Origin of the sequence: Subtercola sp. RTI3 (assembly GCF_035018625.1) — a bacterium.
Classification (GTDB): Bacteria; Actinomycetota; Actinomycetes; order Actinomycetales; family Microbacteriaceae; genus Subtercola; species Subtercola vilae.
Genome location: NZ_JASJXO010000022.1, coordinates 25,457 through 49,218, shown reverse-complemented (window position 1 = coordinate 49,218; position 23,762 = coordinate 25,457). Strand labels below are relative to the sequence as shown.

Annotated in this window: 20 protein-coding genes; 17 read left to right on the top strand and 3 right to left on the bottom strand. The window is 63.3% G+C overall.

All coding sequences use genetic code 11. From position 1 onward, the window contains the following. The first annotated feature begins 28 nt into the window (after positions 1 to 28). The 7 genes from QN358_RS10170 to QN358_RS10140 all read left to right on the top strand — a co-directional run bounded on the left by QN358_RS10170 (position 29) and on the right by QN358_RS10140 (position 8,931). Entirely contained in the window at positions 29 to 1,525 is a 1,497-nt protein-coding gene (locus tag QN358_RS10170) for an ABC transporter permease (protein ID WP_323512269.1), read from the top strand. A 60-nt stretch (positions 1,526 to 1,585) separates the two neighbouring features. Further along, positions 1,586 to 2,269, top strand: a complete 684-nt coding sequence (locus tag QN358_RS10165) for an ABC transporter ATP-binding protein (RefSeq protein ID WP_323512268.1) — start codon at positions 1,586 to 1,588, stop codon at positions 2,267 to 2,269. 27 nt (positions 2,270 to 2,296) lie between these two features. Continuing rightward, entirely contained in the window at positions 2,297 to 3,340 is a 1,044-nt protein-coding gene (locus tag QN358_RS10160) for a LacI family DNA-binding transcriptional regulator (protein ID WP_323512267.1), read from the top strand. 161 nt (positions 3,341 to 3,501) lie between these two features. Next, complete coding sequence (locus QN358_RS10155) at positions 3,502 to 5,658, top strand: glycoside hydrolase family 36 protein (RefSeq protein WP_323512266.1); 2,157 nt, start codon at positions 3,502 to 3,504, stop codon at positions 5,656 to 5,658. 89 nt (positions 5,659 to 5,747) lie between these two features. Next, positions 5,748 to 7,067, top strand: a complete 1,320-nt coding sequence (locus QN358_RS10150) for an ABC transporter substrate-binding protein (protein WP_136642567.1) — start codon at positions 5,748 to 5,750, stop codon at positions 7,065 to 7,067. 77 nt (positions 7,068 to 7,144) lie between these two features. Beyond that, on the top strand, positions 7,145 to 8,077 hold the full coding sequence (locus tag QN358_RS10145; protein ID WP_323512265.1) for a sugar ABC transporter permease: 933 nt from the start codon (positions 7,145 to 7,147) through the stop codon (positions 8,075 to 8,077). After that, positions 8,074 to 8,931, top strand: a complete 858-nt coding sequence (locus QN358_RS10140) for a carbohydrate ABC transporter permease (protein ID WP_323512264.1) — start codon at positions 8,074 to 8,076, stop codon at positions 8,929 to 8,931. Before QN358_RS10145 ends, QN358_RS10140 begins: the two co-directional genes overlap by 4 nt. Positions 8,932 to 8,976: 45 nt before the next feature. Here QN358_RS10140 and QN358_RS10135 read toward each other — a convergent pair whose 3' ends face one another. After that, complete coding sequence (locus QN358_RS10135; protein WP_323512263.1) at positions 8,977 to 9,996, bottom strand: aldo/keto reductase; 1,020 nt, start codon at positions 9,994 to 9,996, stop codon at positions 8,977 to 8,979. A 122-nt stretch (positions 9,997 to 10,118) separates the two neighbouring features. Between QN358_RS10135 and QN358_RS10130 the strand changes: the two genes are divergently transcribed. Then, positions 10,119 to 10,343 carry a maltokinase N-terminal cap-like domain-containing protein gene (locus tag QN358_RS10130; protein WP_323512262.1) on the top strand — a complete coding sequence of 75 codons (225 nt, stop codon included), beginning with the start codon at positions 10,119 to 10,121 and terminating at the stop codon, positions 10,341 to 10,343. A gap of 78 nt (positions 10,344 to 10,421) precedes the next feature. Here the strand turns inward: QN358_RS10130 and QN358_RS10125 are convergent, their stop codons facing one another. Further along, entirely contained in the window at positions 10,422 to 11,501 is a 1,080-nt protein-coding gene (locus QN358_RS10125) for a LacI family DNA-binding transcriptional regulator (protein WP_136642564.1), read from the bottom strand. A gap of 162 nt (positions 11,502 to 11,663) precedes the next feature. Here QN358_RS10125 and QN358_RS10120 point away from each other — a divergent pair, with 162 nt between their 5' ends. From QN358_RS10120 to QN358_RS10080, 9 genes are all read left to right on the top strand, one after another. After that, complete coding sequence (locus QN358_RS10120; protein ID WP_323512261.1) at positions 11,664 to 13,013, top strand: ABC transporter substrate-binding protein; 1,350 nt, start codon at positions 11,664 to 11,666, stop codon at positions 13,011 to 13,013. After that, positions 13,010 to 13,984: a sugar ABC transporter permease gene (locus QN358_RS10115; protein WP_323512260.1), complete on the top strand. Its 975-nt coding sequence runs from the start codon at positions 13,010 to 13,012 to the stop codon at positions 13,982 to 13,984. The genes QN358_RS10120 and QN358_RS10115 overlap by 4 nt, the downstream gene beginning before the upstream one ends. After that, complete coding sequence (locus QN358_RS10110) at positions 13,981 to 14,805, top strand: carbohydrate ABC transporter permease (RefSeq protein WP_323512259.1); 825 nt, start codon at positions 13,981 to 13,983, stop codon at positions 14,803 to 14,805. The genes QN358_RS10115 and QN358_RS10110 overlap by 4 nt, the downstream gene beginning before the upstream one ends. Before the next feature lie 3 nt (positions 14,806 to 14,808). Next, entirely contained in the window at positions 14,809 to 15,798 is a 990-nt protein-coding gene (locus QN358_RS10105) for a glycosyl hydrolase family 32 (RefSeq protein ID WP_323512258.1), read from the top strand. Beyond that, positions 15,795 to 16,970: a serine hydrolase domain-containing protein gene (locus QN358_RS10100; protein WP_323512257.1), complete on the top strand. Its 1,176-nt coding sequence runs from the start codon at positions 15,795 to 15,797 to the stop codon at positions 16,968 to 16,970. The genes QN358_RS10105 and QN358_RS10100 overlap by 4 nt, the downstream gene beginning before the upstream one ends. Positions 16,971 to 17,243: 273 nt before the next feature. Further along, positions 17,244 to 18,566 (top strand): ABC transporter substrate-binding protein, encoded by a 1,323-nt coding sequence (locus QN358_RS10095; RefSeq protein ID WP_201799306.1) that lies wholly within the window; start codon positions 17,244 to 17,246, stop codon positions 18,564 to 18,566. A gap of 7 nt (positions 18,567 to 18,573) precedes the next feature. After that, positions 18,574 to 19,536, top strand: a complete 963-nt coding sequence (locus tag QN358_RS10090; protein WP_201799305.1) for a carbohydrate ABC transporter permease — start codon at positions 18,574 to 18,576, stop codon at positions 19,534 to 19,536. After that, positions 19,533 to 20,489, top strand: coding sequence for a carbohydrate ABC transporter permease (locus tag QN358_RS10085; RefSeq protein ID WP_323512256.1), 957 nt, complete (start codon positions 19,533 to 19,535; stop codon positions 20,487 to 20,489). The genes QN358_RS10090 and QN358_RS10085 overlap by 4 nt, the downstream gene beginning before the upstream one ends. 105 nt (positions 20,490 to 20,594) lie before the next feature. Then, on the top strand, positions 20,595 to 21,644 hold the full coding sequence (locus tag QN358_RS10080; RefSeq protein WP_323512255.1) for a LacI family DNA-binding transcriptional regulator: 1,050 nt from the start codon (positions 20,595 to 20,597) through the stop codon (positions 21,642 to 21,644). On the opposite strand, the gene QN358_RS10075 is transcribed toward QN358_RS10080, so the two are convergent. Beyond that, the gene (locus QN358_RS10075) at positions 21,641 to 23,704 is read right to left on the bottom strand and encodes a glycoside hydrolase family 2 protein (RefSeq protein ID WP_323512254.1); all 2,064 of its coding nucleotides are present in this window, start codon (positions 23,702 to 23,704) and stop codon (positions 21,641 to 21,643) included. The two genes, QN358_RS10080 and QN358_RS10075, sit on opposite strands and share 4 nt — an antisense overlap. Positions 23,705 to 23,762 lie beyond the last annotated feature (58 nt).

The window sequence follows — 23,762 nt, the reverse complement described above, 5'->3', positions numbered from 1 at the left end:
CGGGTCAGACCCCACACGAAGGAGCCCCATGTTCGGCACGTACCTCAGGCGAGAGCTTGTCAATCGGCGAAAGCAGACCGTCATCATTTCGATCGGCATGGCCCTGGCCATTGGCCTGGTCATTCTGGTCAACTCGATCTCGGCGGGGGTGCAGGGCGCGCAGGCGTCGGTTCTGCAGTCGGTCTACGGGGTCGGCACTGACATTACGATCAGCCAGGCCGCTGTCGCACCCACGGCCGGAGCCGCGCCAGGGGCGTTCGCCTTCGGCTCGGGTTCTGGCGCGACGGCGGGCGGCACGACAACGCTGAACCAGTCGACGCTCACGACGAGTCGCACCGAGACGGTCTTCGATGCCACCCAGCTCGACACCGTGAAAGCCACGAGCGGCGTCTCTGCCGCAACGGCAACGCTGTCGCTCACGAACATGACGTTCAGCGGCCAGCTGCCCTCGCAGGCGACGGGCACATCGGGCACCACCGGTGGAACGGGCGGCGCACTGGGCGGCCAGGCCGGCTCCTCCACCACTCAGACGGCCCCGACCGGCGGCCCCGACGGTGCGGGCGGCAGCTCGTTCAGCGTCGACAACTTCACGGTTCTCGGGCTCGACCCCACCGGCGCCTCAGTGGGCCCGCTCTCAGCGGTGACCCTCGCCAGCGGTCGCCTGCTCACCGCGGCCGATGTGGGAACCGACAACGCCGTGCTCGACTCGAGCTACGCGACCTCGGCCTCGCTGGCCACGGGCGGCACCATCAGCATCGGCGGCACCACCTTCACCATCGTCGGCACCGTCTCGTCGTCGGGCTCTGACAGCGTCACGGCCTCGAACGTCTACATTCCCCTCGATGTCGCCCAGACCCTTTCGAGCAACGTGGGCAAGATCAGCAACATCTACGTGACCGCCTCCTCTTCGAGCGGCGTCGACCAGCTCGCCACCTCCCTGAAGAGCACGCTTCCCACGGCAACCGTGAGCACGCAGGCTGACCTCGCCTCGACCGTCTCCGGCTCGCTCTCGACCGCCTCCTCGCTCGTCTCGAACCTCGGCACGTGGCTCTCGATCCTCGTGCTGGCCGCGGCGTTCCTGATCGCCATCCTGTTCACGATCTCTGGTGTCACCCGCCGAACGCGTGAATTCGGAACCCTGAAGGCCGTCGGCTGGAGCAATCGCCGTATCGTCAGCCAGGTCGCCGGAGAATCGGTGGTGCAAGGCCTGATCGGCGGTGCCATCGGCATCGTGGTGGGTCTGGTGGGAGTACTCGTAGTGAACATCATTGCTCCGACTCTCAGCGGGTCAGCCGCCGCGACCACCGCAGCGACCGGCCCCGGCGGGGGTGGCGCAGGCGGTGGGTTCGGTGCCGCGGCGAAAGCCGTCGCGTCGACCACTGTGACGCTGCAAGCGCCGGTCACGCTCGGCATCATCCTGATCGCTGTCGGCCTCGCTGTGCTGGGCGGGCTGCTCGCCGGTGCGATCGGTGGCTGGCGTGCGGCCCGACTGCGGCCCGCCGAGGCTCTGCGTTCGGTCGGCTAGGGCCGGGCATCCGGCCACCGAGACCATCGACCCCACCACTGTGCGACTGAGGAGACAGACATGTACGAACTGAAGAACGTAACGAAGACCTACAACGCGTCGAAACGAAAGATCACGGCGCTCGACTCGGTGAATCTGAGCATTCCCGACGGCCAGATGGTTGCCATTCAGGGGCCCACCGGCGGCGGCAAGTCGACCCTGCTGCAGATGCTCGGCGCCCTCGACCGGCCGACCTCAGGCGAGGTGCAGCTGGGCTCGTCGATGCTCTCGAAGCTCGGCGACGGCAAACTGGCCGCCATCAGGGCAAAAGAGGTGGGGTTCGTCTTTCAGGGGTTCAACCTGATTCCCACACTCACTGCCCTCGAGAACGTCGAGACTGCCCTGGCGCCGCTGGGTGTCTCGGGTGCCGAGCGTCGGCAACGGTCTCAGGACGCCCTGGCCTCTGTGGGGCTCTCCGAACGGTTCAGCCACCTTCCGGCCGAGCTCTCGGGTGGGCAGCAGCAGCGGGTGGCCATCGCTCGCGCGCTGGTCAAGCGCCCCGACGTGCTGCTGGCCGACGAGCCGACTGGTGCCCTCGACGAAGATACCCGTGACGAGATCATGGAGCTGCTCGAGAGCTTCTGGCGCGACCAGGGGCTCACGCTCATCATCGTGACGCACGACTCAGCGGTGGCCCGCCGGGCCGAGCGGCGCCTGCACATCAAGGGCGGCAAGGTCACCGAGTTGGCGGCCCAGCCGGCCTGACCACTGCGGGCTCACTAGACTCGGCCCATGGATCATCGGCCCCGCGAGCGCGTGCCCGTTCTCGCCGATGTGGCGCGGGTGGCCGGGGTTTCGGTGCCGACTGTTTCACGGGTGCTGACCGGGGCGACGCCGGTGAGCGACAAGACACGCAAGCGTGTTGACGACGCCATTCTCGAGCTCGGGTACCGGCCGAACGAGGCCGCCCGTGCGCTTGTACGGGGGCGGCAGTCGATGGTGGGAATCATCGCAGGCAACACGACGCGGTTCGGCTACGCTGCCACCATTCAGGGCATCGAAGAAGCGGCGCGCGCCGCCGGCCTGCTGGTGGCGATCACGGTGGTGAACTCCGCTACCGAGGCTGACGTCAAGGCGGCGGTTGACCTGATGTTGGGGCAACCGCTCGCCGGGGTCATCGTTCTCGACTTTGATCTGCAGGGTGAGCGAGCGCTGTCGGCGCTGCCCGAGACGCTGCCGATTGCGGTGGTCACATCGACGAACGATGGGCGCGCCGCACGGCGCGTGCTGTTCGACGATCACAAGGGTGGTTACGAGGCCACCAAGTACCTTCTCTCGCTCGGTCATGAGACAGTTCACTATGTCGCAGTACCGAGTTCCGGTCGGCCGAGTGGGCGGCTCGTGGGCTGGCGAGAGGCGCTGCTCGAGGCGGGGCGAAAGGTGCCCGAGGTGGTGCTGGCCGACTGGTCGGCGCAGTCGGGCTTCGAGGCGGGCCTCATACTCGCCGGTCTCTCCGATGTGACGGCCGTTCTCTCGGGAAACGATGAGATCGCCTTCGGTGTGATGAAGGCGCTGCAACTGAACGGGTTGTCTGTGCCGGATGACGTGAGCGTGGTCGGCTTCGACGACCACCCCCATGCTGTGCTGTGGTCGCCGTCGCTCACCACGATGGCTCAGGATTTTGTACAGCTGGGCGCTTCGGCGCTGCATCTCCTTGTCGCTGAGCGTGAGGGCGCAGACGGGCCAGCCGACGCCTCGTCGCCCTCGCCGCATCTCATCGTGCGCGACAGCACGGCGCCGCCTCGGGCGGGCGGGGCCGGCCGCACTATTCGCTAGCTCGTGTCGGGCATGGATCCACCCGATGTCACAGATTTGTAACAACCCATGAAAACGTTGATCAAATCAGGTAGCATCATGTTCAGCCGAAAATGATCAACGTTTTCATGGCGTGAACCACCGTCTCGGTCCCGGCCGACGGCCTGTGCAAAGGAGCCCTGATGGATACGTCTATTCGCCGAAACACTATTCGATGGAACACAGAGACGATCTCGATCGTGATCGACTTCAGCGACAGCGCGCCGGCCCGTATCTCTGAGATAGCGCTCGCCACGCGCCGAGCGGGCCTCGATGACCGTACGGTGGTCGAACGGTTGCAGCCTCTCGTCGAAGTCATGGTGCTCGGCGACGGCCACGCTCTCTCGAACACTCGCTTCAGCCACACCGGTGTTGGCGCGAGGCTGCGGTACCGCGAGCACTCAGTGTCGACAGCGGGCGACGGACGCAATCGACTGTCGATCGTGCAGTTCGATGAACAGACGAATCTGGCGGTGACGAGTCTCTTTGAGGCATTCGATGGCGTCGCCGCCGTACAGACAAGCACCACCGTGACCAACGAGGGCGAGAACCCTCAGATCGTGCAGATGGTCAGCTCGTTCGCCACCGGCGCGTTTCTCGCCCGTGGTGAAGAGATGGCCGATGTCTCGCTGCTGCGCGGCCGGTCGGAATGGTGCGGAGAGAGCCGGTGGGCGTGGATTGAGCTCCACGGCCCTGATGGCCTGCCCGAAATCAACACGACTCTGCATGATCATGACGCTCGCGGAACGCTGACGACCGTCAGTAAGTCGACGTGGTCTTCCGGTGAATATCTGCCCACCGGGGTTCTTGAGAACAGAGAGACCGGGCGTGCGCTCGCGTGGCAGATCGAGCACAATGGGGCCTGGCGTTGGGAGGTCGACGGTCGTCGCGACGCGGAGAACGCAGTGTCGTTGGTCGTCTCGGGGCCGACAGACATCGACCATCAGTGGAACACGTCAATCGGTGCGGGCGGCCACTTCACCAGTGTTCCCGTCTCGTTTGCGGTGTCTGACGCCGGATACGAAGGCGCGATCGCGGGGCTGACAGCCCAGCGGCGTGCGATGCGACGCCGCAGCGTGCCAGATGCACATATGCCCGTCATCTTCAATGACTACATGAATGCCCTGATGGGCGATCCGACGACCGAGAAGCTGCTTCCCCTCATTGACGCGGCGGCCGCCGTCGGCGCCGAATACTTCTGCGTCGACGCGGGCTGGTACGACGACGGGGGCAACTGGTGGCCGAGTGTCGGCGAGTGGAAGCCCTCGACAGTGCGGTTTCCTGATGGCGGGCTCGAGAGGGTGCTTTCGTACATTCGGCAGAAGGGCATGCAGCCGGGGCTGTGGCTCGAGCCCGAAGTCGTGGGGGTCAAGAGTCCGATGGCCGGCGCTCTGCCTCCCGAGGCATTCATCCAGCGGTTCGGCGAACGAGTCGTGGAGCACGACCGGTACCTGCTCGACTTTCGGCACCCCGCCACTATCGCGCACCTCGACAGGGTTGTCGATCACCTCGTCATCGATGAGGGTGCACGCTATTTCAAACTCGACTACAACGTTACGCCGGGCTCGGGTACTGACCTCGATGCCCTGAGTGCCGGTGAGGGATTGCTCGATCACAATCGTGCGCACCTGGCCTGGCTCGACGGCATAATCGCGCGGCATCCGAATGTGATCTTCGAGAACTGTGCCTCGGGTGCCATGCGTATGGACTACGCCATGATGTCGCGGCTCGATCTCCAGTCCACGTCAGACCAGCAGGACTACCGGCTGTACGCCACCATTGCGGCTGCCGCGCCTGCGTCGCTCGTTCCCGAGCAAGCCGCAAACTGGTCGTATCCGCAGCCGAACGAATCAGATGAAGCGATCGCCTTCAATATGGTGAACGGGCTCGCAGGCAGGCTGTATCTCTCGGGTTTCCTCGACGGTATGAATGAGCATCAACTCGCGTTGGTCTCGCATGGCGTCGACGTTCACAAGGACATCCGAGCCGACGTCGCAGCGAGCGAGCCGTTCTGGCCGCTTGGGCTGCCGGGTTGGTACGACGACACGGTCGTGCTGGGTCTGCGCTCGGCAGAGAACACCTATCTTGCCGTTTGGTCACGGGATGACGGTCAACAGAGCATCGAACTCACATTGCCCTCTCTTGCAGCGGCCGGAGAATCGATCGAAGTCAGCACCCTGTATCCCGTGACGTTGGGCGACTGGCATCCCACCTGGAACGCTGGTTCGTCGTTGCTCACCGTCACGCCAGCCAGCGCCGGGCCGTCGGCGCGCCTGTTTCGTCTGGCCGCACGGGCGTAGCGACGACGCGTTCGACGCTAACTCAAGACTGAATGCCCTCGGGCATTGACCGAAGCGAAAATCAATCAATGATGAGGAGAAACGCACAAATGATCGGTAAAAGACTGGTGATGGCGGCAGCTGTCGCCGCGACGAGCGCTCTACTGCTCGCTGGTTGTTCAGCAGCCAACCCTGGCAGTTCGAGCAGCAGCGCTGAAGTGACGTGGAATGACCCGACTGCCAAGCTCGATGGGGTGACGCTGACCTACTGGACAGCCACTCAGACGGCGACGATGGCCGATCAGGTCATCGGCGCTTTCGAGAAGGCGACCGGGGCAAAGATCAACAAGGTCATCATTCCCGACGTGTACGAAACGAACGCTCCGACGAAGATCGCTTCAGGGTCGAAGCCAGACCTCGCCACATGGCAGCCGACGGCAAGTGTGCTGGCGCTTCTGCAGCCGAAGACGGGCCTGCAAGATCTCAGCAGCGCCCCGTGGATGAAGAACCTCAGCGCCGGAGTTCAAAAGCTCGGCCAGGTCGACGGCAAGACCTATGCAGCATTCGTCAACACGCCTTCTGTCATCGGCATGTTCTACAACAAAGATGTCTTCGCCAAAGCCGGCATCACCACCATGCCGGCCGGCTTCGATGAACTGCTGGCCGATGCGAAGACCATCAAATCGTCGACAAGCGCGGCTCCTTTCTTCGGCGCGGTCGGCGACAGCTGGCCCACACAGTGGTGGCCGCAGGTTCTTCTGGCCGAAGACGCACAGAAGGGGCTGTGGGACAACGTGAACTCGGGCAAAGACACGTTCTCCGGCCCCACAATCCAGAGCGCCATCACCGAGTACAAGAGCATTGTTGATGCCGGGCTGTTCAACTCCGACAATCTCACCTCGACCTACAACGAGTCGGGCCCCGCACTTCTGAACGGTGATGCCGCGATGGTTCTGCAGATCAGTTCGTTCACGTCACTTCTGCAGTCGACGGCCGACACCGCCACGATCAACTCGAAGATCGGCTGGTTTCCCATCTCCAAAGCGGGCAACGTCGGTACCATCATCCCCGGCGGTGACAGCGCACTCGTTGCGCCGAAGACCGGAGATGCCACGAAAGAAGCCGCCGCTCGCCAGTTTCTGAGATTCTGGATGGAGACCGACTACAAGAGCTACATCGATCAGGCTAACCAGATCTCGATCGAGCCCAGTGTGGCCACGCCCGACGGCGTGCCCCAGGTTGCCCTCGACGCGTCGAAGGCGCTCGATAACTCCGTCGGTTCAATGCAGCAGCTGGCTGTGGTCAACCCTGACTTCTACGTCTTTCTCGCCGACATGGTGCACGGTACCAAGACGCCCGAAGACGTTGGCAAGCTGACCCAGGCGCAGTTCACCCAGCTTGCCAAAGCACTGGGAATCGCGGGCTTCTAGCGTCACCGGTGGGGCCGCTCGGGTCATCCAGCGGCCCCACCCATCTTTTCACCCACTCCAGAGGAAGACGAAGCACCATGGCTTACCCCATCGTCGAGACACCCCGCCAACTTCAGCGGAACAGACTGCGCAGCTCAAGGCGACGCCAGACCACGACGCACCCCGCGTGGTTTCTGCTGCCCGCGTTCGCGGTGCTCGGAGTGTTCTTTTTTCTTCCCACCATCTTCAACTTCATCTACGCCTTCACCGACTGGTCGGCCTTCAAGAACGAAATCAATTTCATCGGTTTCGACAACTTCAGCAGTCTGCTGTCTGACGGATCGCTGTTCTCCGCCCTGCGGGTCACGCTGATCTATGCGGCGCTGGTGGGCATCTTGCAGAATCTGTTCGGTCTGGGCCTGGCTGTGTTGTTTGAGCGCGACACCCGGATCAACCGGTTTGCGCGCGTGATCTTCTTCATTCCGGTTCTCATGTCGGCCCTCGCCGTGGGCTACATCTTTCAGGCACTGTTGAAGCCATCGGGTGCCGTCAACGGCATCCTCGAGTTCTTCACGGGGCAGCACGTCGACATCGCCTGGCTCGGCGACACGACGTGGACCCTGTTGGTGGTCGCCTTCGTCAACTCGTGGAAGTGGATGGGTTTGGCGATGATCATCTTTCTCGCCGGGCTGAAGACGGTGCCCGAAGACGTGCTCGAGGCAGCGAAGATGGACGGCGCGGGGCCGTGGAAGACCTTCTTCAGAGTCAAATTTCCTCTTCTCGCTCCAGCTGTGACTTTCAACTTCGCAACCGCCCTGCTCGGATCGCTCAACGGGTTCGACACCGTACAGGCGACCACCGGTGGGGGGCCCGCGCAGACCACCGAAGTGCTCAACATCTACATCTTCCAGATCTTCGGATACGGGCTGTACGCGCAGGCCACAACGATGAGCCTCGTGCTCTTCTTCCTGGTTCTGGTTCTTGCGTTTCCCGTTGTCGGCTACCTGCGCAGAAGAGAGAACGTACTGTGACCACCGCCGTAGTTTCTTACAAACGCCACAAGAACCTCTGGGTGCGATTCGTTCAGCCCGTCGTTGTCATCGCGCTCTGCGTCATCGCCGTGGGTATTCCGCTCTGGCTCGCGCTCATCACCTCTGCGAAGAGCCAGGGGGAGGCGAACCTGCCTGACCTGTCGTTGCCCACATCGTGGCACATCGTCGACAACTACGTGCAGGCCTTCACCGACGGCGAAGTGTGGCGGGGGCTGCTCGGCAGCCTCTTGGTGATGGTTCCCTCGGTCATTGGCGTGATTCTGTTCGGCTCGCTTGCGGCCTGGATTCTGGCGCGTCGATCAAGCCGATGGGCATCCGTTCTCTACGCCGCAGCGATCAGTGGGCTCATTCTGCCCCCGGCGGTAGTCACGATCGTTCTGCTGCTGCGCCAGCTCGGGCTGGCCAGCAGCCCCGCGGGCATGATTTTCGTCTACATGGGTATGTACATGTCGATCGTCATCTTCTTCATCACGGGCTTCGTGCGAACGATTCCCATCGAGCTCGAAGAGGCTGCGCGCATCGACGGTGCGAAGCCCCTGAAGATCTTCTTCACGATCATCTTGCCCCTGCTGAGGCCAGTGATCGCCACGGCCACGATCCTGGTCTGCCTGTACATCTGGAACGACGTCTTCTACTCGTTCTTCGTGCTGGGTGGCGGGTCAACCACGACGCTGCAGCTGAATCTCTTCCAGATCGCGTCGAGCAACCTTTACCAGAACAACTGGAACCTCATTTTCGCGTACGTCGTGATCTCGAGCCTGCCGTTGCTGATCGTGTTCATCTTCGCTCAGCGTCGCATCATCTCCGGCATCACCGGGGGCGCGGTGAAGTAGTGTTGGTCGCGCTTTCTCCGACACCCCCGGCTCAGCGGCGCCGGCTCAGCGGCGACGAAGCGACGCGTCGAGCAGGGCCGGTGGGGTGTCGACTTTCTCGTCGGGCGCCAGGTCGAGGCCGGGGGCGACGATCTGGTCGATGGCGTCGAGAACATCGCCCGAGAGCACCGTGTCAGCCCCGGCCAGTTGCGAGGTGAGGTGCTCGAGGGTGCGCGGGCCGATGATGGCGCTGGTGACGGCCGGATGCGCGGTGACGAAACCGAGGGCGAGCTCAATCAGGGTGAGACCCGCCTCGTCTGCGACGACCACCAGTTTCTCAACGGCGTCGAGTTTGGCGCGGTTCGCGGCAATCGCGGTGTCGAATCGCTGGGGCATCAGCGTCGAACGGCTCGTGGTGACCTCTTTGCCCTCGCGGATGGCGCCCGACAGCCAGCCCGATGCCAGAGGGCTCCAGGCCAGCACGCCGAGGCCGTACTCTTCGGCCACAGGGAGCACGTGGCTCTCGATGCCGCGCTGCAGAATGGAGTAGCTGGGCTGCTCGGTGACATAGCGCCCGAGGTGGTTCTCGCGCGACGCCCACTGCGCCTCGACGATGCGGTAGGCAGGAAAGGTGGAGGAGCCGAAGTAGCGGATCTTGCCCGATCTCTGCAGATCGGTGAGGGCCGAGAGGGTCTCTTCGTCGCTGGTCGTGGCGTCCCAGCGGTGCACCTGGTAGAGGTCGACGTGGTCGACGCCGAGCCGCCTCAGGCTGTTCTCGAGCTCAGTGATGATCCAGCGGCGCGAGCTGCCGCGGTGGTTTCGCTCGTCGCCCATCGGGCCCCATACCTTGGTGGCCAGCACAATGTCATCGCGGCGACCGGCGATGGCCTTGCCCACGAGTTCTTCAGACTCACCGCCGCTGTACATGTCTGCGGTGTCGATGAAGTTGATGCCGCCCTCGAGCGCGGCGTCGACGATGGCGCTGACGTCGTCTTGGGTGGTGCGCCCGAGGGTGCCGAAGTTCATCGCGCCGAGTACGAGGGAGCTGACCGAGACGCCGGTGCGCCCGAGAGTGCGGTACTGCATGGAGACCTTCTTCTGTGAGGGGGAGCGATCATGAAACGGATCGCCGTTCCGCAACTATACGGAACAATGCTCCGATTGACAAGAAGTGCGCCCCGGCGACGGGCCGTTTGGGTGAGCGGGCCATGGGCATCGAGACGGTTATCGTTCGGGCTGGCGGTGGGCCTGTGATGCAGATTCCGGTCACGTACCGCTCGGCGCCCGTCGGTGACGCCGAGCGGTGGTTCATTGGCACCATGCAGCACTCGGTTCGGGGCACGCGATGGGTGTACGACGGTCTCGGCGACCCCGTCGACGGCGAGCTCGTCTTTCGGGCAGACCCTTGCGTGGCTTGGGCTCGACTGAGCTGAGTCTCTCGCCTCACTTGCGTCGAGCATCCGTTGTGCGACCGGCTGCGGCGCATGGTGCGACTCGATGGCGTGGTTCGCTCAGTCGGAATCGTACGCAGCCAGACGTTCTGAAGCGAGCTGCATGAGAGGTGAACGGCGCTCGCCCTCGACGATGGAAGCGCGTTTCACGACGGGCATCTTGATGAGGCGTTCACCCGGCGTCGCATCGGAGAGGAGCAGTTCGACTGCCGCGCGCCCCATCGCCTCGTGCGGCAGTCCGACCGTCGTGAGTCCAGGCCGGAGGTAGGCGGCCAGTTCGTCGTTGTCGAACGATGCGATCGAAATGTCGCGGCCGACGGTCAGACCGCGTTCCTGGCAGGCCTGGTAGGCGCCGAAAGCGAGGCGGTCGTTCATGCAGAGGAGGGCTCGGATATCGTCTCGCCGGTCGAGCAGCGAGGCAGCGAGTCTGTACCCGTCCTCGGGTTCCCACTCCCAGCACGACTCCTCGGCAACGAACCGCAGGCCGAAGTCGGCCAGTTCTGAACGCAGACCCTGCACCCGGCGCGCGACCGTTGCAGAGCGGAACAGGTCGCCCTCGACGTCATCGCTCTGGCCGATCAGTGCGATGTCGTCGGTGTGGCCGGCTGCGACCAGAAGGTCGACGGCTCGGCGCCCGCCCTGCTCTTCGTCGGGCAGAACGGAGAGTCCGAATTGTGCGCTCGTTGCGTTGAGGATGACCACACGGGTCGAGTCGGGAATGGGGGGTACGAAAAGTTCTCGCGCCCGCATTGTCGCGAAGATGATGCCATCGACCTGGCGATCGAGTACGGCGCCCACAGCTTCGACCTCGCGGTCGACGTCATCGCCGGTCTCGACGACGAGCAAGAGGTGGCCGGCAGTCTGCGCCTGCTCGAGGGCGCCACGAATGAGTCCGCTCGCGAAGCGGGTGGTGGCAACGACGTCGGAGATGAAACCGATGGTGAGAGATCGGTCGGTACGCAGTGCGCGGGCTCCCATGTTGGGCCGGTAGCCGAGTTGAGCCACTGCGTCGTGCACCCGGCGATGGGCGTCGGCCGAGAATCGGGTGTTGGGTTTGCCGTTGAGGATGAGTGACGCGGTGGTGGGAGAGAGGCCCGCCAGGCGCGCGACATCGGCCAGTGTTGCCCTTTTCGAAGCCACGGCGCCCCTTTCGGCTCTAGCGTAACCGCTGGTGGGAAGACCCCACGCACGAAGTCCTTGACAGGGTGATCGCTTTAAGTGACTATATTCCTAACCGAGGTAAATGCTTTTACCTATCGACCTGAACGCATTCCCAGCGCACCACGACAAAGGAGTCACAGCATGAAGATCAACAAGCGCGCCAGTCGCGCACTCGCGGTCACGGCAGGGGTCGCAGCAGCGCTTCTCGCCGTGACGGGTTGTGCACCCGGTAACAACACCGTTGCTGCTCAACCAACGGGCACTGTGAGCACGGCCGCCCCGACGGGCGACATCACGATCAAGATCATGGATGAGACCGGCTTTCCCGTCACATCCAATCTGACCGACGAGTTCACGAAGCAGTACCCGAACGTGAAATTCGACATCACCCGCGACAGCTTCCAGAACCTGCTAGCCAACACCCCTCGCCTGCTCGCGGGCGCAGATGCTCCTGACCTCATTCGTCAGTCGACCATCGGCACCACGGTGAAAGACGGACTGCTCACCAATCTCGACCCCTACTTCAACGCGTACGGGTGGAACAAGTTCTCTGCTGGCCAGCTTGCGGGCGGCCGCATCACTGCCGACGGCGTGCGCGGTGAGGGTTCGCTCTATCAATTCGGTATCGGCTTCAGCGTCACCGGCCTCTACATGAACAAGACCATCGCCGGGCAGGTTGGAATCACGGGGATGCCCGCCACGCTCGACGAGCTCGAAGCAGACCTCGCCAAGGCGAAGGCCGCGGGCGTACTGCCTATTCAGACCGGCATGCAAGACGGCGTCGGCACCTTCGTGCTGCAGGCTCTCATCAACCAGTACGGCGACAAGCAGAAACTCATCGACTGGATGTTCAACAAGCCGGGCGCGACGATCAACACGGATGCCGCGCTACAGGGTGCAACGAAGTTTCAGGACTGGGCCAAGGCAGGTTACCTCCCGCCCGACGTCAACGCCATCAACTACACGACGATGGTCTCGAACTTCACCTCGGGCCAGGGCCTGTTCATGTGGGACGGCAACTGGGATGCCGCCAACGTCGACAAGGGCCTCGGTACCGGCAATGCGGAATTCGTGCTGATGCCCCCGGCCACCGCCGGCGGCAAGCACGTTGCGATGGGCGCAGGAAACACCTTCACCATTCCGGCCAAGTCGAAGAACGCCGACGCAACCGCCTTCTTCCTGAACTGGATCGCGACCAACGACAAGGCCCGCCAGATTGTGGTCGACGTCACAGGGTCTTCGCCCGGTGGCGACCCGACAGCGGCTCTGCCCACCGTGGCGTCAGGAAGCCTGATTGAGGCTGCCCTCGCCAACTCGGCGAAGGTTGCTGCAGATGACGGCTTCGTCGACTTCATGGCCAACTCGACAGCGGGCATCTACCAGGGCTCGCTGCAGCCCAACGAGCAGCTGCTGCTGACCGACAAGATGACGCCGGCCGACTTTCTGACCGCGACGCAGGCGTTCTATGAGAAAGACCTCGCCGCAAAGTGACCACCACACCCCACACTGGCCCGGCTGAGACGAGGGCCATTGCCTTCGCCCCAGCCGGGCCGGCGGCCCCGGCGAACGCGCCGCGCCGCCGTAACCGCTCCGCCAGGCGCATCGCGATGGTGGGCTGGCTGATGGTGCTTCCCGCCCTGCTGGCATACCTCGCCTTTGTGATCTACCCGCTTCTCACCGCCGTGCAGTATTCGTTCTACAACTGGAACGGGATTGGGGCCTCGACCTGGGCCGGCTTCGACAATTACAGTGCGATCTTCACCGACCCCACCCTTCTCACCCCGATCTTCAACGCCCTCATTCTGATCATCTTCTTCACGATCATTCCGATCGTCGTCGGGCTCGTGCTGGCGAACCTCCTCCGCACGATGCGACAGGGGCCGTTCGCGGCGGTCTCGCGCACGATCCTGTTTCTTCCACAGATCGTTCCGCTCGTCGCGGCCGGTATCGCATGGTCCTGGATGTATGCCCAGGCGGGCACGATCAACACGATCCTGAACGCGGTTGGTCTCGGCTTTCTCTCCCGTTCCTGGCTCGCCGATTTCGATACGGCCCTGCCGGCAGTCGGCCTCATCGGGTCGTGGGTGCTGACCGGTCTCTGCACAGTGCTGTTGTTGACCGGCATGGGCAAGATCGACGGTTCGCTCTACGAGGCGGTGCGTCTCGACGGCGCGGGCTGGTTCCGTGAATTCTTCACCATCACGCTGCCAGGCCTGCGGCAGGAGGTCGCCGTACTGACCACCATCACGGTGATCGCCGCCCTCGGCACGTTCGACATCATCTACACCACCACCAAGGGTGGCCCGGGTACGACGACGCTCGTCCCCGGCATCGCGATCTTTCGGCTCGCCTTCGTGCAGAGCCAGGTCGGCCTTGCATCCGCGTTCGGCGTTGTGCTTCTGATCTTCGTGCTCATCGTCGTACTCCCCATCCAGCGCCTGTCGAGGGAGCGAGACTCATGATCGTCAACCGCACCGAACTCGTCGTCGGCAGAATCCTCCTGATCGCAGTCGTACTGCTCACCCTGTTGCCCTTCGCCAGCATGCTGACGGCGGCGCTTCAGTCGCCCGACCGCATACCGAACGGTTTCGCCTGGCCGACTGACCCGCACTGGGAGAACTTCGTCACCGCGTTCCAGCTCGGCAACATTGCCACGCTCATGCTCTCGAGCATCTCCATCGTGATTATCGTCGTTCCCGTCGCCCTGCTTTTCGCGACGCTTGCGGGTTACGCGCTCGGCAACCTGCGCATTCCGGGTGGCCGGGCCGTGCTGATCGGTATGGTGATCGGCTTGACCATTCCGTTCGAGGCCATCATCATTCCGCTCTACTATCAGTTCACCTCGTACGGCCTGATCAACACCCAGTGGGCGATCATCCTGCCCCTGATCGGGCTCTACATGCCGTTCAGTGTGTTCTGGATGCGCGCGCATTTCATCGGCGTGCCACGAGAACTCTCAGAGGCGGCCCGTGTCGACGGGGCCAACATCTGGCAGGAGTTCCGTCGCATTCAGCTGCCCTTGGCTTCTCCGGCGCTCTCTGCGCTCGCGATTCTGCTCTTCCTGTGGACGTGGAACCAGTTCCTCCTCCCACTGGTGATGGTCTCCGACCCCAGCAAACGCACGATGGCGGGCGCGCTCGGTGCGTTCCAGGGCCAGTACATCGACACCCTGCCACTGCTGTTCGCCGCGTCGCTCATCGTGATGCTGCCCACGGTAGCTGTCTACCTCGTTTTTCAACGCCAGTTCATCAAGGCGTTGCTCCAGGGCGCAGTGAAAGGCTGACCGATGACCTTCTCTCTGCCCCACCACTGGGTCTGGGACTTCTGGACGGTACTCGACGATGGCACCGTGCACCTGTTCTATCTGCACGCCCCGCACTCGCTCGGCGACCCCGAACTCCGCCACCGCAATGCTTCTATCGGCCATGCGACCTCGACCGACTTCATCAACTGGACCGACCGCGGTGTCGTTCTGGGTCACGGCGCAGAAGGCGACGCCGATGAGTCTGCCACCTGGACCGGCAGCGTTTTTCGGGGGCCCGACGGAGTCTGGCGCATGTACTACACCGGCTCACGATTTCTCTCCCCGACAGAGACGACCAACATCGAGACCGTTCTGCTCGCGACATCCACCGACCTTCACACCTGGTTGAAACAGCCCGAAACCGCTCTCAGCGCTTCTCTGCCGTGGTACGAGACCCTTGCCGACGGCACGTGGCGGGAGGAGGCCTGGCGCGACCCGTGGATCGAAGTCGACCCGGCCGGCAATGGATGGCACATGCTCATCACCGCGAGGGCCCGCGCGCTGCCCGCCGGGGCCGATTCGTTGGATCGCGGAGTAATCGGTCACGCCGTTTCGGGTGACCTCGCCACGTGGAGGGCCCGCGAGCCCCTCAGCAGCGCCGGCGCGGGATTCGCCCACCTCGAAGTGCTCCAGCTCGCCGTGGTCGAGGGGCGCGAGGTGCTGGTGTTCTCCTGCGATTCCGCTCATCTCGTCGGGCAGCGCGCTGGGTCGAAGGGCGGTATCTGGGCAGTACCGATCGTGAGTGGCTCGCTGTTCACCGGCGAGCTCGTCGACCTCGACAGGGCGCAACTGGTGGTGGGTGAGGAGCTCTACGCCGGTAGGATCGTGCAAACCGCCAACGGCGCCGCACTACTCGGGTTCGAGAACGAAGGGCTTGACGGGGCTTTCGTCGGCCGGCTCTCTGACCCTCGACCTCTGTACTTCACCCAGAATGGCCGCCTCCTCGCCACAGCACAGGAGAGAACCCGATGACAGATTCATCCGCATCTCCTCACGGTTTTGTCGAGGCAGGCTACGAATCGGTGGCTGAGGCGTTCGACCGCGCCATAGCCGATGACACCGGCACAGGAGCCGCGCTCTCGATCTGGCGTGACGGGCGGCTCGTGATCGACCTGGCGGGAGGCGTCGCAGACAGGGCGACGGGCCGTGCGTTCGGTCTCGACACCCCAAGCGTCATCTTCTCGAGCACGAAGGGTCTGGCATCCATTCTGCTCGCCCACCTCGTGCAGGAGGGGCGGCTCGACTACGACGCCCTCGTCACCGACTACTGGCCGGAATATGCGGCTGAGGGCAAGGGTGACACTCGCGTCAGCGCGGCCATTTCGCACCGCGCGGGCCTGTCGGCGCCACGCCGGGACTGGGCCTTCGATGACATTCTCGACTGGCAGCGGGCCACGGCGTTGCTCGCCGAGCAGCAGCCGTTGTTCGAGCCGGGAACAGCCTGGGCCTATCACGCCATCACGCACGGCTGGCTGACCGGGGAGCTCGTGCATCGGGTGACCGGCATGCTGCCGGGTGCCTACTTCGAACACTGTGTCACCAAGCCGCTCGGTGTCGAAGCGTGGATCGGGTTGCCGGTCGGTCGTCACGACAGGGTGGCGAGAATGATCGTCGGCGACAGCCTGGCCGCGCTCGTCGCTCAACAACAGGCCGAGCTCGACGCAGGCGGTGCTGTGTGGTCTGCACGCGCCATGACCCTCGGTGGCGCGCTGCCACTCTCGCTCGTCGGCCCCGATCTGGGTTTCAACCGTGCTGATGTGCAGGAGGCGCAGATTCCGGGGGCCGGCGGAGTGAGCACGGCGCATGCCCTCGCCAAAATCTGGTCGGCCGTGGTTGTCGAGACCGACGGGGTTCGCCTTCTGAACGACACGACGATCGCGCGGGCGACTCGGGTGCAGTCGCAGGGAGCACCCTTCTTCGACGTACCAGGGCCGTGGCCGCGGTGGGCTATGGGCTTCCAGCTCGACTCCGAAGCCCGCCGCTACCTCGGCGACACCAGTCTCGGCCACGATGGCGCAGGAGGTCAGGTCGCGTTCGGCGACGTGGAATCGAGAATCGGGTTCGCATTCCTCACGAACCGCATGGAGGCGGTGGACCGGCGCGGAACCGACATCATTGAGGCGCTTCGCCGCAGTATTGCCTAGCATCGTGGCGATGGTGCCGGTTTGTCGGTCGACGAGACATCCTTCGTCTTCAACACCTGGGGGCTGCCTGTAATTCAGACGCTGCGAGATGTCAGAGTCGACGTTGGACTTCAGGATTGCAACGATGCAAAAAGTCGCGTATCTTTACATCGACACAGCCCGCACTGGGCGCGCTCGACTATCAACGAAGATGAGGACAAGCCGATGACCCTGAGGAAAATGAGAAGAACACCCCCACGACCGCGTGCCCGTGCACTGAAGATTGTTCCTCTCGTGACCGCCGTCGTGAGCGTCATCGCTCTTTCTGGCTGCTCCGGCGGTTCGGATGCGTCGGCCACTGTCGCAGCGAGCCCGTCGTCGACGACCACGGCTTCGTGTAGTTCAGGTGCCACACAGTTGACATTCTGGGGTTGGCCGGCCGGGTACGACCTCGCCGTCGATGAGTTCAACAAGACGCACCCCAATATCTGTGTCGCACTTGAAAACGCAGGCGCATCGGCCCAGGAGTACACGAAACTCACCGACGCTCTCAAAGCCGGCAGTGGTACGCCTGACATTGCGACGATCGAGTACTTCGAGTTGCCGTCATTCGAGATCACGAATTCGCTCGTCGACCTCTCGGCCTTCGATCTTGCCTCGGTCAAAGCCACTGCGGCGCCGGTCGCGTGGTCGCAGGTTTCTCGCGGCCCCGCGGTGTACGCCATGCCCGTCGACCTTGGGCCACTTGCGCTTTTCTACAATCAGAAGCAATTTCAGGCGGCCGGTGTTCAGGTGCCGGCGACGTGGGATGATTTCGCCGCCGCGGCCGACACTCTGCACGCCAAAGACCCGACTGTCGCCATCACCAACTTCGATCCAACCAATGCGCAGGCGACGCTCGCTCTCATGCAGCAGAGCGGCGCTTTTCCCTTCACCTACAGCGGTGGCTCTGATCTCGGGATCAACTTCACGGGAGCGAAGCAGACGGCATTCGCCGCGTACTGGCAGAAGCTGATTTCAGCCAAAGAAGTCACCACGGCGGCTGATTTTTCTCCCGCTCAGTGGTCGAACCTCGACAGTGGCGCGAACGCGGCCCGCCTCAGCCCTGCCTGGGGACCAGTGGGCATGCAACTGAGCATCAAGAACACCATCGGCGATTGGAACACGGCCCCCTTGCCGCAGTCGACGGCCGGTCAGACGGCCTCCGGCAACTGGGGAGGCTCGAGCCTGGCCGTGGTGAAGGGCACACCCCATGCCGCAGAAGCGGCCGAGTTCGTCAAGTGGTTCGGTGGTTCTGATGCCTCGTGGAAAATTCTGAGCGGCGACGTCGGTGGCGCGTTCCCCAGCTACCTTCCCCTGCTCAACGACACCACGTTCCAGAACAAGACGCTCCCGATCACGGGATCGACGACACCGAACTCGACGTTCGCCACTGCCGCAAAGAGTGTCGAGAATCCGCAGTGGCCGCCGATCATGACGGCTGCGCTCACACAGTGGACCTCAACGTTCGCTGGAGTCGTCAACGGAGACCAGACGCTGCAGCAGGCATTCGCCACCTTCCAAGACCAGATGACGACGTACGCGAAGTCCCAGGGTTTCACCGTCACCGGATCGTGACGCACCAGTGACACAGACACTTCAGAACCCGGGGCGTGGCGCTTCACACGATGCGCCCGCCCCGGCCGCGCCCCCAGCCCGGCACATGCCGCGAAAGCGGCGGTCGCACGACCGGTCGGGAATCGCCTTCATCTCGCCCGGCATGCTCATGCTGGGCCTGTTCATGCTCGTTCCCACCGTTTACGCGATCTGGTCGAGTCTGTACTCCACCAGACTCATCGGCGGTCGCAGCTTCAGCGGGCTTGACAACTATCTGACGGTGTTCCAGTCGGCAGAGTTCTGGTCGGGAGTTCTGCGCGTTCTTGTTTTCGGCGCGATCCAGGTTCCGTTGACGTTGGCGCTCGCGTTTGCCTTCGCCGCCCTGTTCGACGCGGGGGTCATCAGGGGCAGCAAGTTCTTCCGCACGGTGTTCTTCATGCCCTTCGCGGTTCCCGGGGTTGTGGCGTCGGTGATGTGGTCGTTTCTGCTTCTGCCGCAGTTCGGCCCGTATGCCGAGATTCTCAGCGGTCTGGGTTTGAAAGGGGTGAATTTCTTTTCAAGCGGCATGATCGTACCGACCATCATGCTGATCGTGATCTGGGAGTGGACCGGGTACAACATGACAATCCTGTTCACTTCGCTGAAATCCATCCCTCGAGAGGTTTCCGAAGCGGCGATCATGGAGGGGGCGTCACTGTGGACCATCGTCACGAAGATCAAGCTGCCGATGGTGATGCCGACCATCGTCATGCTGGCGTTTCTGAACTCGGTGGGAGCTCTGCAGCTCTTCACCGAGCCCTCGATTCTCGCCGCCTTTCAGCCGCAGGCCGTGTCTTTCGGTTTCACTCCCTCGCTGTTCGTCTACAACACAGCGGTGGGAAGCGGTCAGTATGAGCTCGGCGCGGCCGCAGCGGTGATTCTTGCATTGATCATCGGCGCCATCTCAGTCGGCGGCTTCCTTGTGCGCCGGAGAAACGGAGAATTCCGATGACAAGCATCCGGCAGTCTGGCCCGTCACCGCAGACCCCCACGAAGCAACGGCGCAGAGCTTTGAAAGCGGCCGACCAGATCGATCCCCGCCTGTACGGCCTGCCGCGCGCGGCAACCCCGGTACTGACCATCCTGGCGGCTCTGTTCGCCGTTTTTGTTCTCGCACCCCTGCTGTGGCTGCTCATCAGTGCAACCAAATCGCAGGCCGACATCTACACCAGCTTCGGCTTCTGGTTCTCGGGGCCGTTCCGACTCTTCGACAACATCGCGTCGCTCGGGCAGAACATCAGCGGCGCCGGCGTTTTTGTGCAGTGGCTCGCCAATACGCTGCTCTACGCCGTCGCAGGAGCGGTGGGTGCCACCATTCTCTCTGCTCTCGCGGGCTACGGCTTCTCGCGCTATCGGTTCCGCGGATCGAATGCCTTGTTCTTCGGCGTGATGGCGACTCTTCTCGTTCCCATCACCTCGATCGCGCTGCCTCTGTTCCTGGTGTATTCGAAGGTGGGTCTCGTGAACTCGGTGTGGGGAATGATCCTCCCGAGCGTCGTATCGCCCGTTGGCATCTATCTGATGCGCACCTACATCGACGCTTCTGTTCCGAAAGACCTCATTGAGGCCGCCCGTCTCGACGGAGCAGGGGAGCTCGGCATTTTCGTACGCATTGCGCTCCCACTGTCGATGCCCGGATTGATGACTGTTCTCCTCATCACCGTCGTCGCGGTGTGGAACAACTACTTTCTACCGTTGGTCATCTTCAGCAAGAGCAGCCTGTACCCCCTGACGGTCGGCCTTTCTGCGCTTTCGCAGGCGTCGCAGAGCGGTTCGAAGGCTGAGTTGGTGCCCGTGCTCATCACCGGCGGCCTCGTGACAGTCGTTCCCTTGATAGCGCTCTTTCTTCTGCTCGAGCGATACTTTCGTGGGGGCCTGCTGCAAGGAAGCACGACAGGGCTGTGACAGGGCGCATTCCGAGCGCACACGACCTCGGGTGCGGGATACTACGGGGATGACCTTTCGGTGTCGCTGTAGGGCGGCCGAGCCCAACCATTGCGAGGTGCCAGCATGACCGGTTCAATGGCACCCGCCCGTCTTCGCGATGTTGCGGCACGAGCCGGCGTCTCGATTCGCACCGTGTCGAACGTCGTGAACGGCTATGCGGCCGTGTCAAACGAGAAACGCGCCCGCGTAGAAGAGGCGGTGAAGGCGCTCTCGTACCGGCCGAATGTGCTGGCCAGGGGCCTCAAGAGCGGGCGAAGCGGGCTCATCGCTTTGGTTGTTCCGGAACTCGATGTACCGTACTTCGCCGAACTGGCGCGAAGCGTCGTGACGGTCGCGCGCGAGTACGGGTACACCGTTGTCATCGATCAGACCGACGGCGAACCGGACCGAGAGAGAGAACTTCTTCATCGAGACGGTGGAGCCGCTCTGTTCGACGGAGTGATTCTGAGCCCCCTCGCTCTGACGCGCGACGACCTGCCCGCGTTCGACCCGGCCAGGCCGCTGGTTCTCCTCGGTGAGCGCGTGGCCGACAGTACGCACGATCACGTGTCGATCGACAACGTCGAAGCTGCTCGCCTCGCGACAGAGCACCTGTTCTCGATCGGCCGTACGCGGTTGGCCGCAATCGGTGATCAACCCTATGAGACGGGTGAGACGGCTCAACTCCGAACCGCCGGGTTCGTGTTGGCCCATCGAAACCGTGGTCTTGAGCCCGATCCGGCACGGGTCATCCCTCGGCAGAAATTTCACTTCTCAGACGGCGCCGAGGCCATGAAACAGCTGCTCGAGCAGCCCGGAGGGCCACCGGATGGAGTCTTCTGCTTCAACGACCTCGTTGCGATGGGTGCCATTCGCACCATTCTCGATGCCGGACTTCGAGTGCCGGAAGACATAGCGGTGGTCGGCTTCGACGATATAGAGGCTGGTCGTTACCAGACACCGTCGCTCACGACCATTGCGCCTGACCGGGCACGCATTGCACGCCTCGCTGTCGAGAGCATCATGCGGCACCTCGGGGAAGCAGGGAAAGACGGAGGGCCTGCTGCGGCCGTAGAGCTGCAGGCAGGCCACTCGTTGGTCATTCGCGAGAGCACTGTGGGCCGGGCGACCTAGCGCACGACATCAATGAGGCCTCGGCCCACCTCCGCGCCCTCTGATCGCAGAATGACGTGCAGGCGTCTGGCGTTGCCCGGGTCGGGGAGGGCGGTCTCGATGGTGACGGCGTCACTGAGGATGAACGGCTGAGCTACCACGCGACCCGACCGCAGCTCGGTCGACTCTGCTTCGAGTCCGAAGACAGGCCCCCAGGCAATGAAGACGTCGACGTCGAGGTCGTCGGCACCGTGATGTGAAACCGCGACGCCGAACGTCACACGCCCGTCGGGGGCGACGATGTCGCGGCCCGGCGCCACGGGCACGATGTCGAAGACGGGGGTGGTTTCGGCATTCGCGTAACGCGCAGGCCTGCCGCCGTCATCTTTCAGAGTTCTCGACGCATCGACGATGCCCGCCGACTCGTGCTCGATGTCGTTCAATTCGGTCCAGACCCAGCCTGCGATGCTGTCGTGGCGGCGAAGCTCCTGAGTCTGCCAGTGCAGATTCCAGCCGCGGTCAAGCGATGTCCAGCCGCCGCCGAACTCACTGTTCAGAAAGGGAACGTCTCGCGGCACCGATCGCCCGATCATCAGAGCCTTGTCGACCGTCACGTCGACCGCCACGGCCACCGGAAATGTCGGGTCGTCGCTCTCGACGAGCTCGCGCACTTTTCTCGCCCAGCCGCTGGGGTGCTCGTCGTACATGTGCCAGTCAACGAGGTCTGTCTCGAGGTGTGTCCACCCTGAGTTGTCGACGATCGGGCGCGATGAATCCAGCCCTGACAACTCATCGAATGCCGCTCGCACCACCGCCTGTTTTTCGGGGTCGTTGGGCAGATCCCAATCCAAACCCCATTCCTCGTTGTAGAGGCCCCACACGACGATGCTGGGATGGCTGCCAAGTGACTCGGCCATCGGCCGGATCTGGGCCGCGAAAGATCGTGCCGCCGCCGCCGAGAACCGACCCGTCGACGCGGGTTCGGCCCAGACGAGCATGCCCGCCAGATCCGCGTGGTGGTAGAACCGAGGGTCTTCGAGCTTCAAGTGCTTGCGAACCATCGTGAAGCCTGCGTCTCGAGCGATCTCGAGGTCACGAACGAAGGCCGCATCTGTCGGTGCTGTCATGCCGGTCTCGGGCCAGTACCCCTGATCGAGAACGCCACGCAGGGAAATTCGCCGCCCATTGAGGTAGATACCGTTTCCTCGTGTCTCGATGCGGCGCAGACCCGCGTTGCTCACAACACGGTCGACTCCCGAGTCGGATGCCACGTCGACACGAACGCGGTACAGGTAGGGGTCGCTGGGGCTCCACAGCCGCGGCTGTGTCACGGTGATCACGTAGCCCTCCTCCAGCGCAGCGGCGCTGATCGAGACAGGCGTCGAGGCCGTATCGGTGTCGACCGAGTCGATCGAGATCTCAACCACGGCGGTGGCACTGTGCTCGCCGCGAACGCGCCCTGTTACCTGCAGGCCTGTTAGATCTGCGGTGGGGGTGAGCACGAGTGCGTCCAAGAACGTTTCAGGCCTGCACTCCAACCAGACGGGCTGCCAGATGCCGCTCGAGGGAGTGAAGGCGCAACTGTCGTAGTCGTCGCGGGGCATGCTGCGTTGTTTGCCGTGAACAATATTTCTCTTGTCGACAGGCGCGTAGACCTCAACCCTCACCTCATGGTCGATATCGCCCGACAATGCGTTCGTGATGTCGATCTCGAAGTGCGTGGAGCCCCCGACATGCGTGCCGACGAGCACTCCGTCAACACTGACGCTCGCCTCGTGGTGCACCGCGCCAAAGTGGAGCACCACCCGTTCGTCTTGCCATTCGGATGGCACCGCGAATCGTCGGCGATACACGGCACGTTCAAGCCAATGGGCTTCGATTCCCGATGCCGGTGTCTCCCAGGCAAAAGGAACAACAATCGTGGCGTCGAACACGTGCCCGGTTCCCCTCGCAAACTCCCACTCACCGTTGAGTGAGCGCCAACTGTGCGCTCGATCGAACTGGGGGCGGGGGTATTCGCCTCTGGGCACTGTGTCGGTCGGCCCGTCGGCGAGGCCAATGGCGGGAGAAATGGTCGTCATGAAGTTCCTCTTGTAGAAATAGCGGACAGCGGGACAGTATCACGTGGTTTGCATCGTT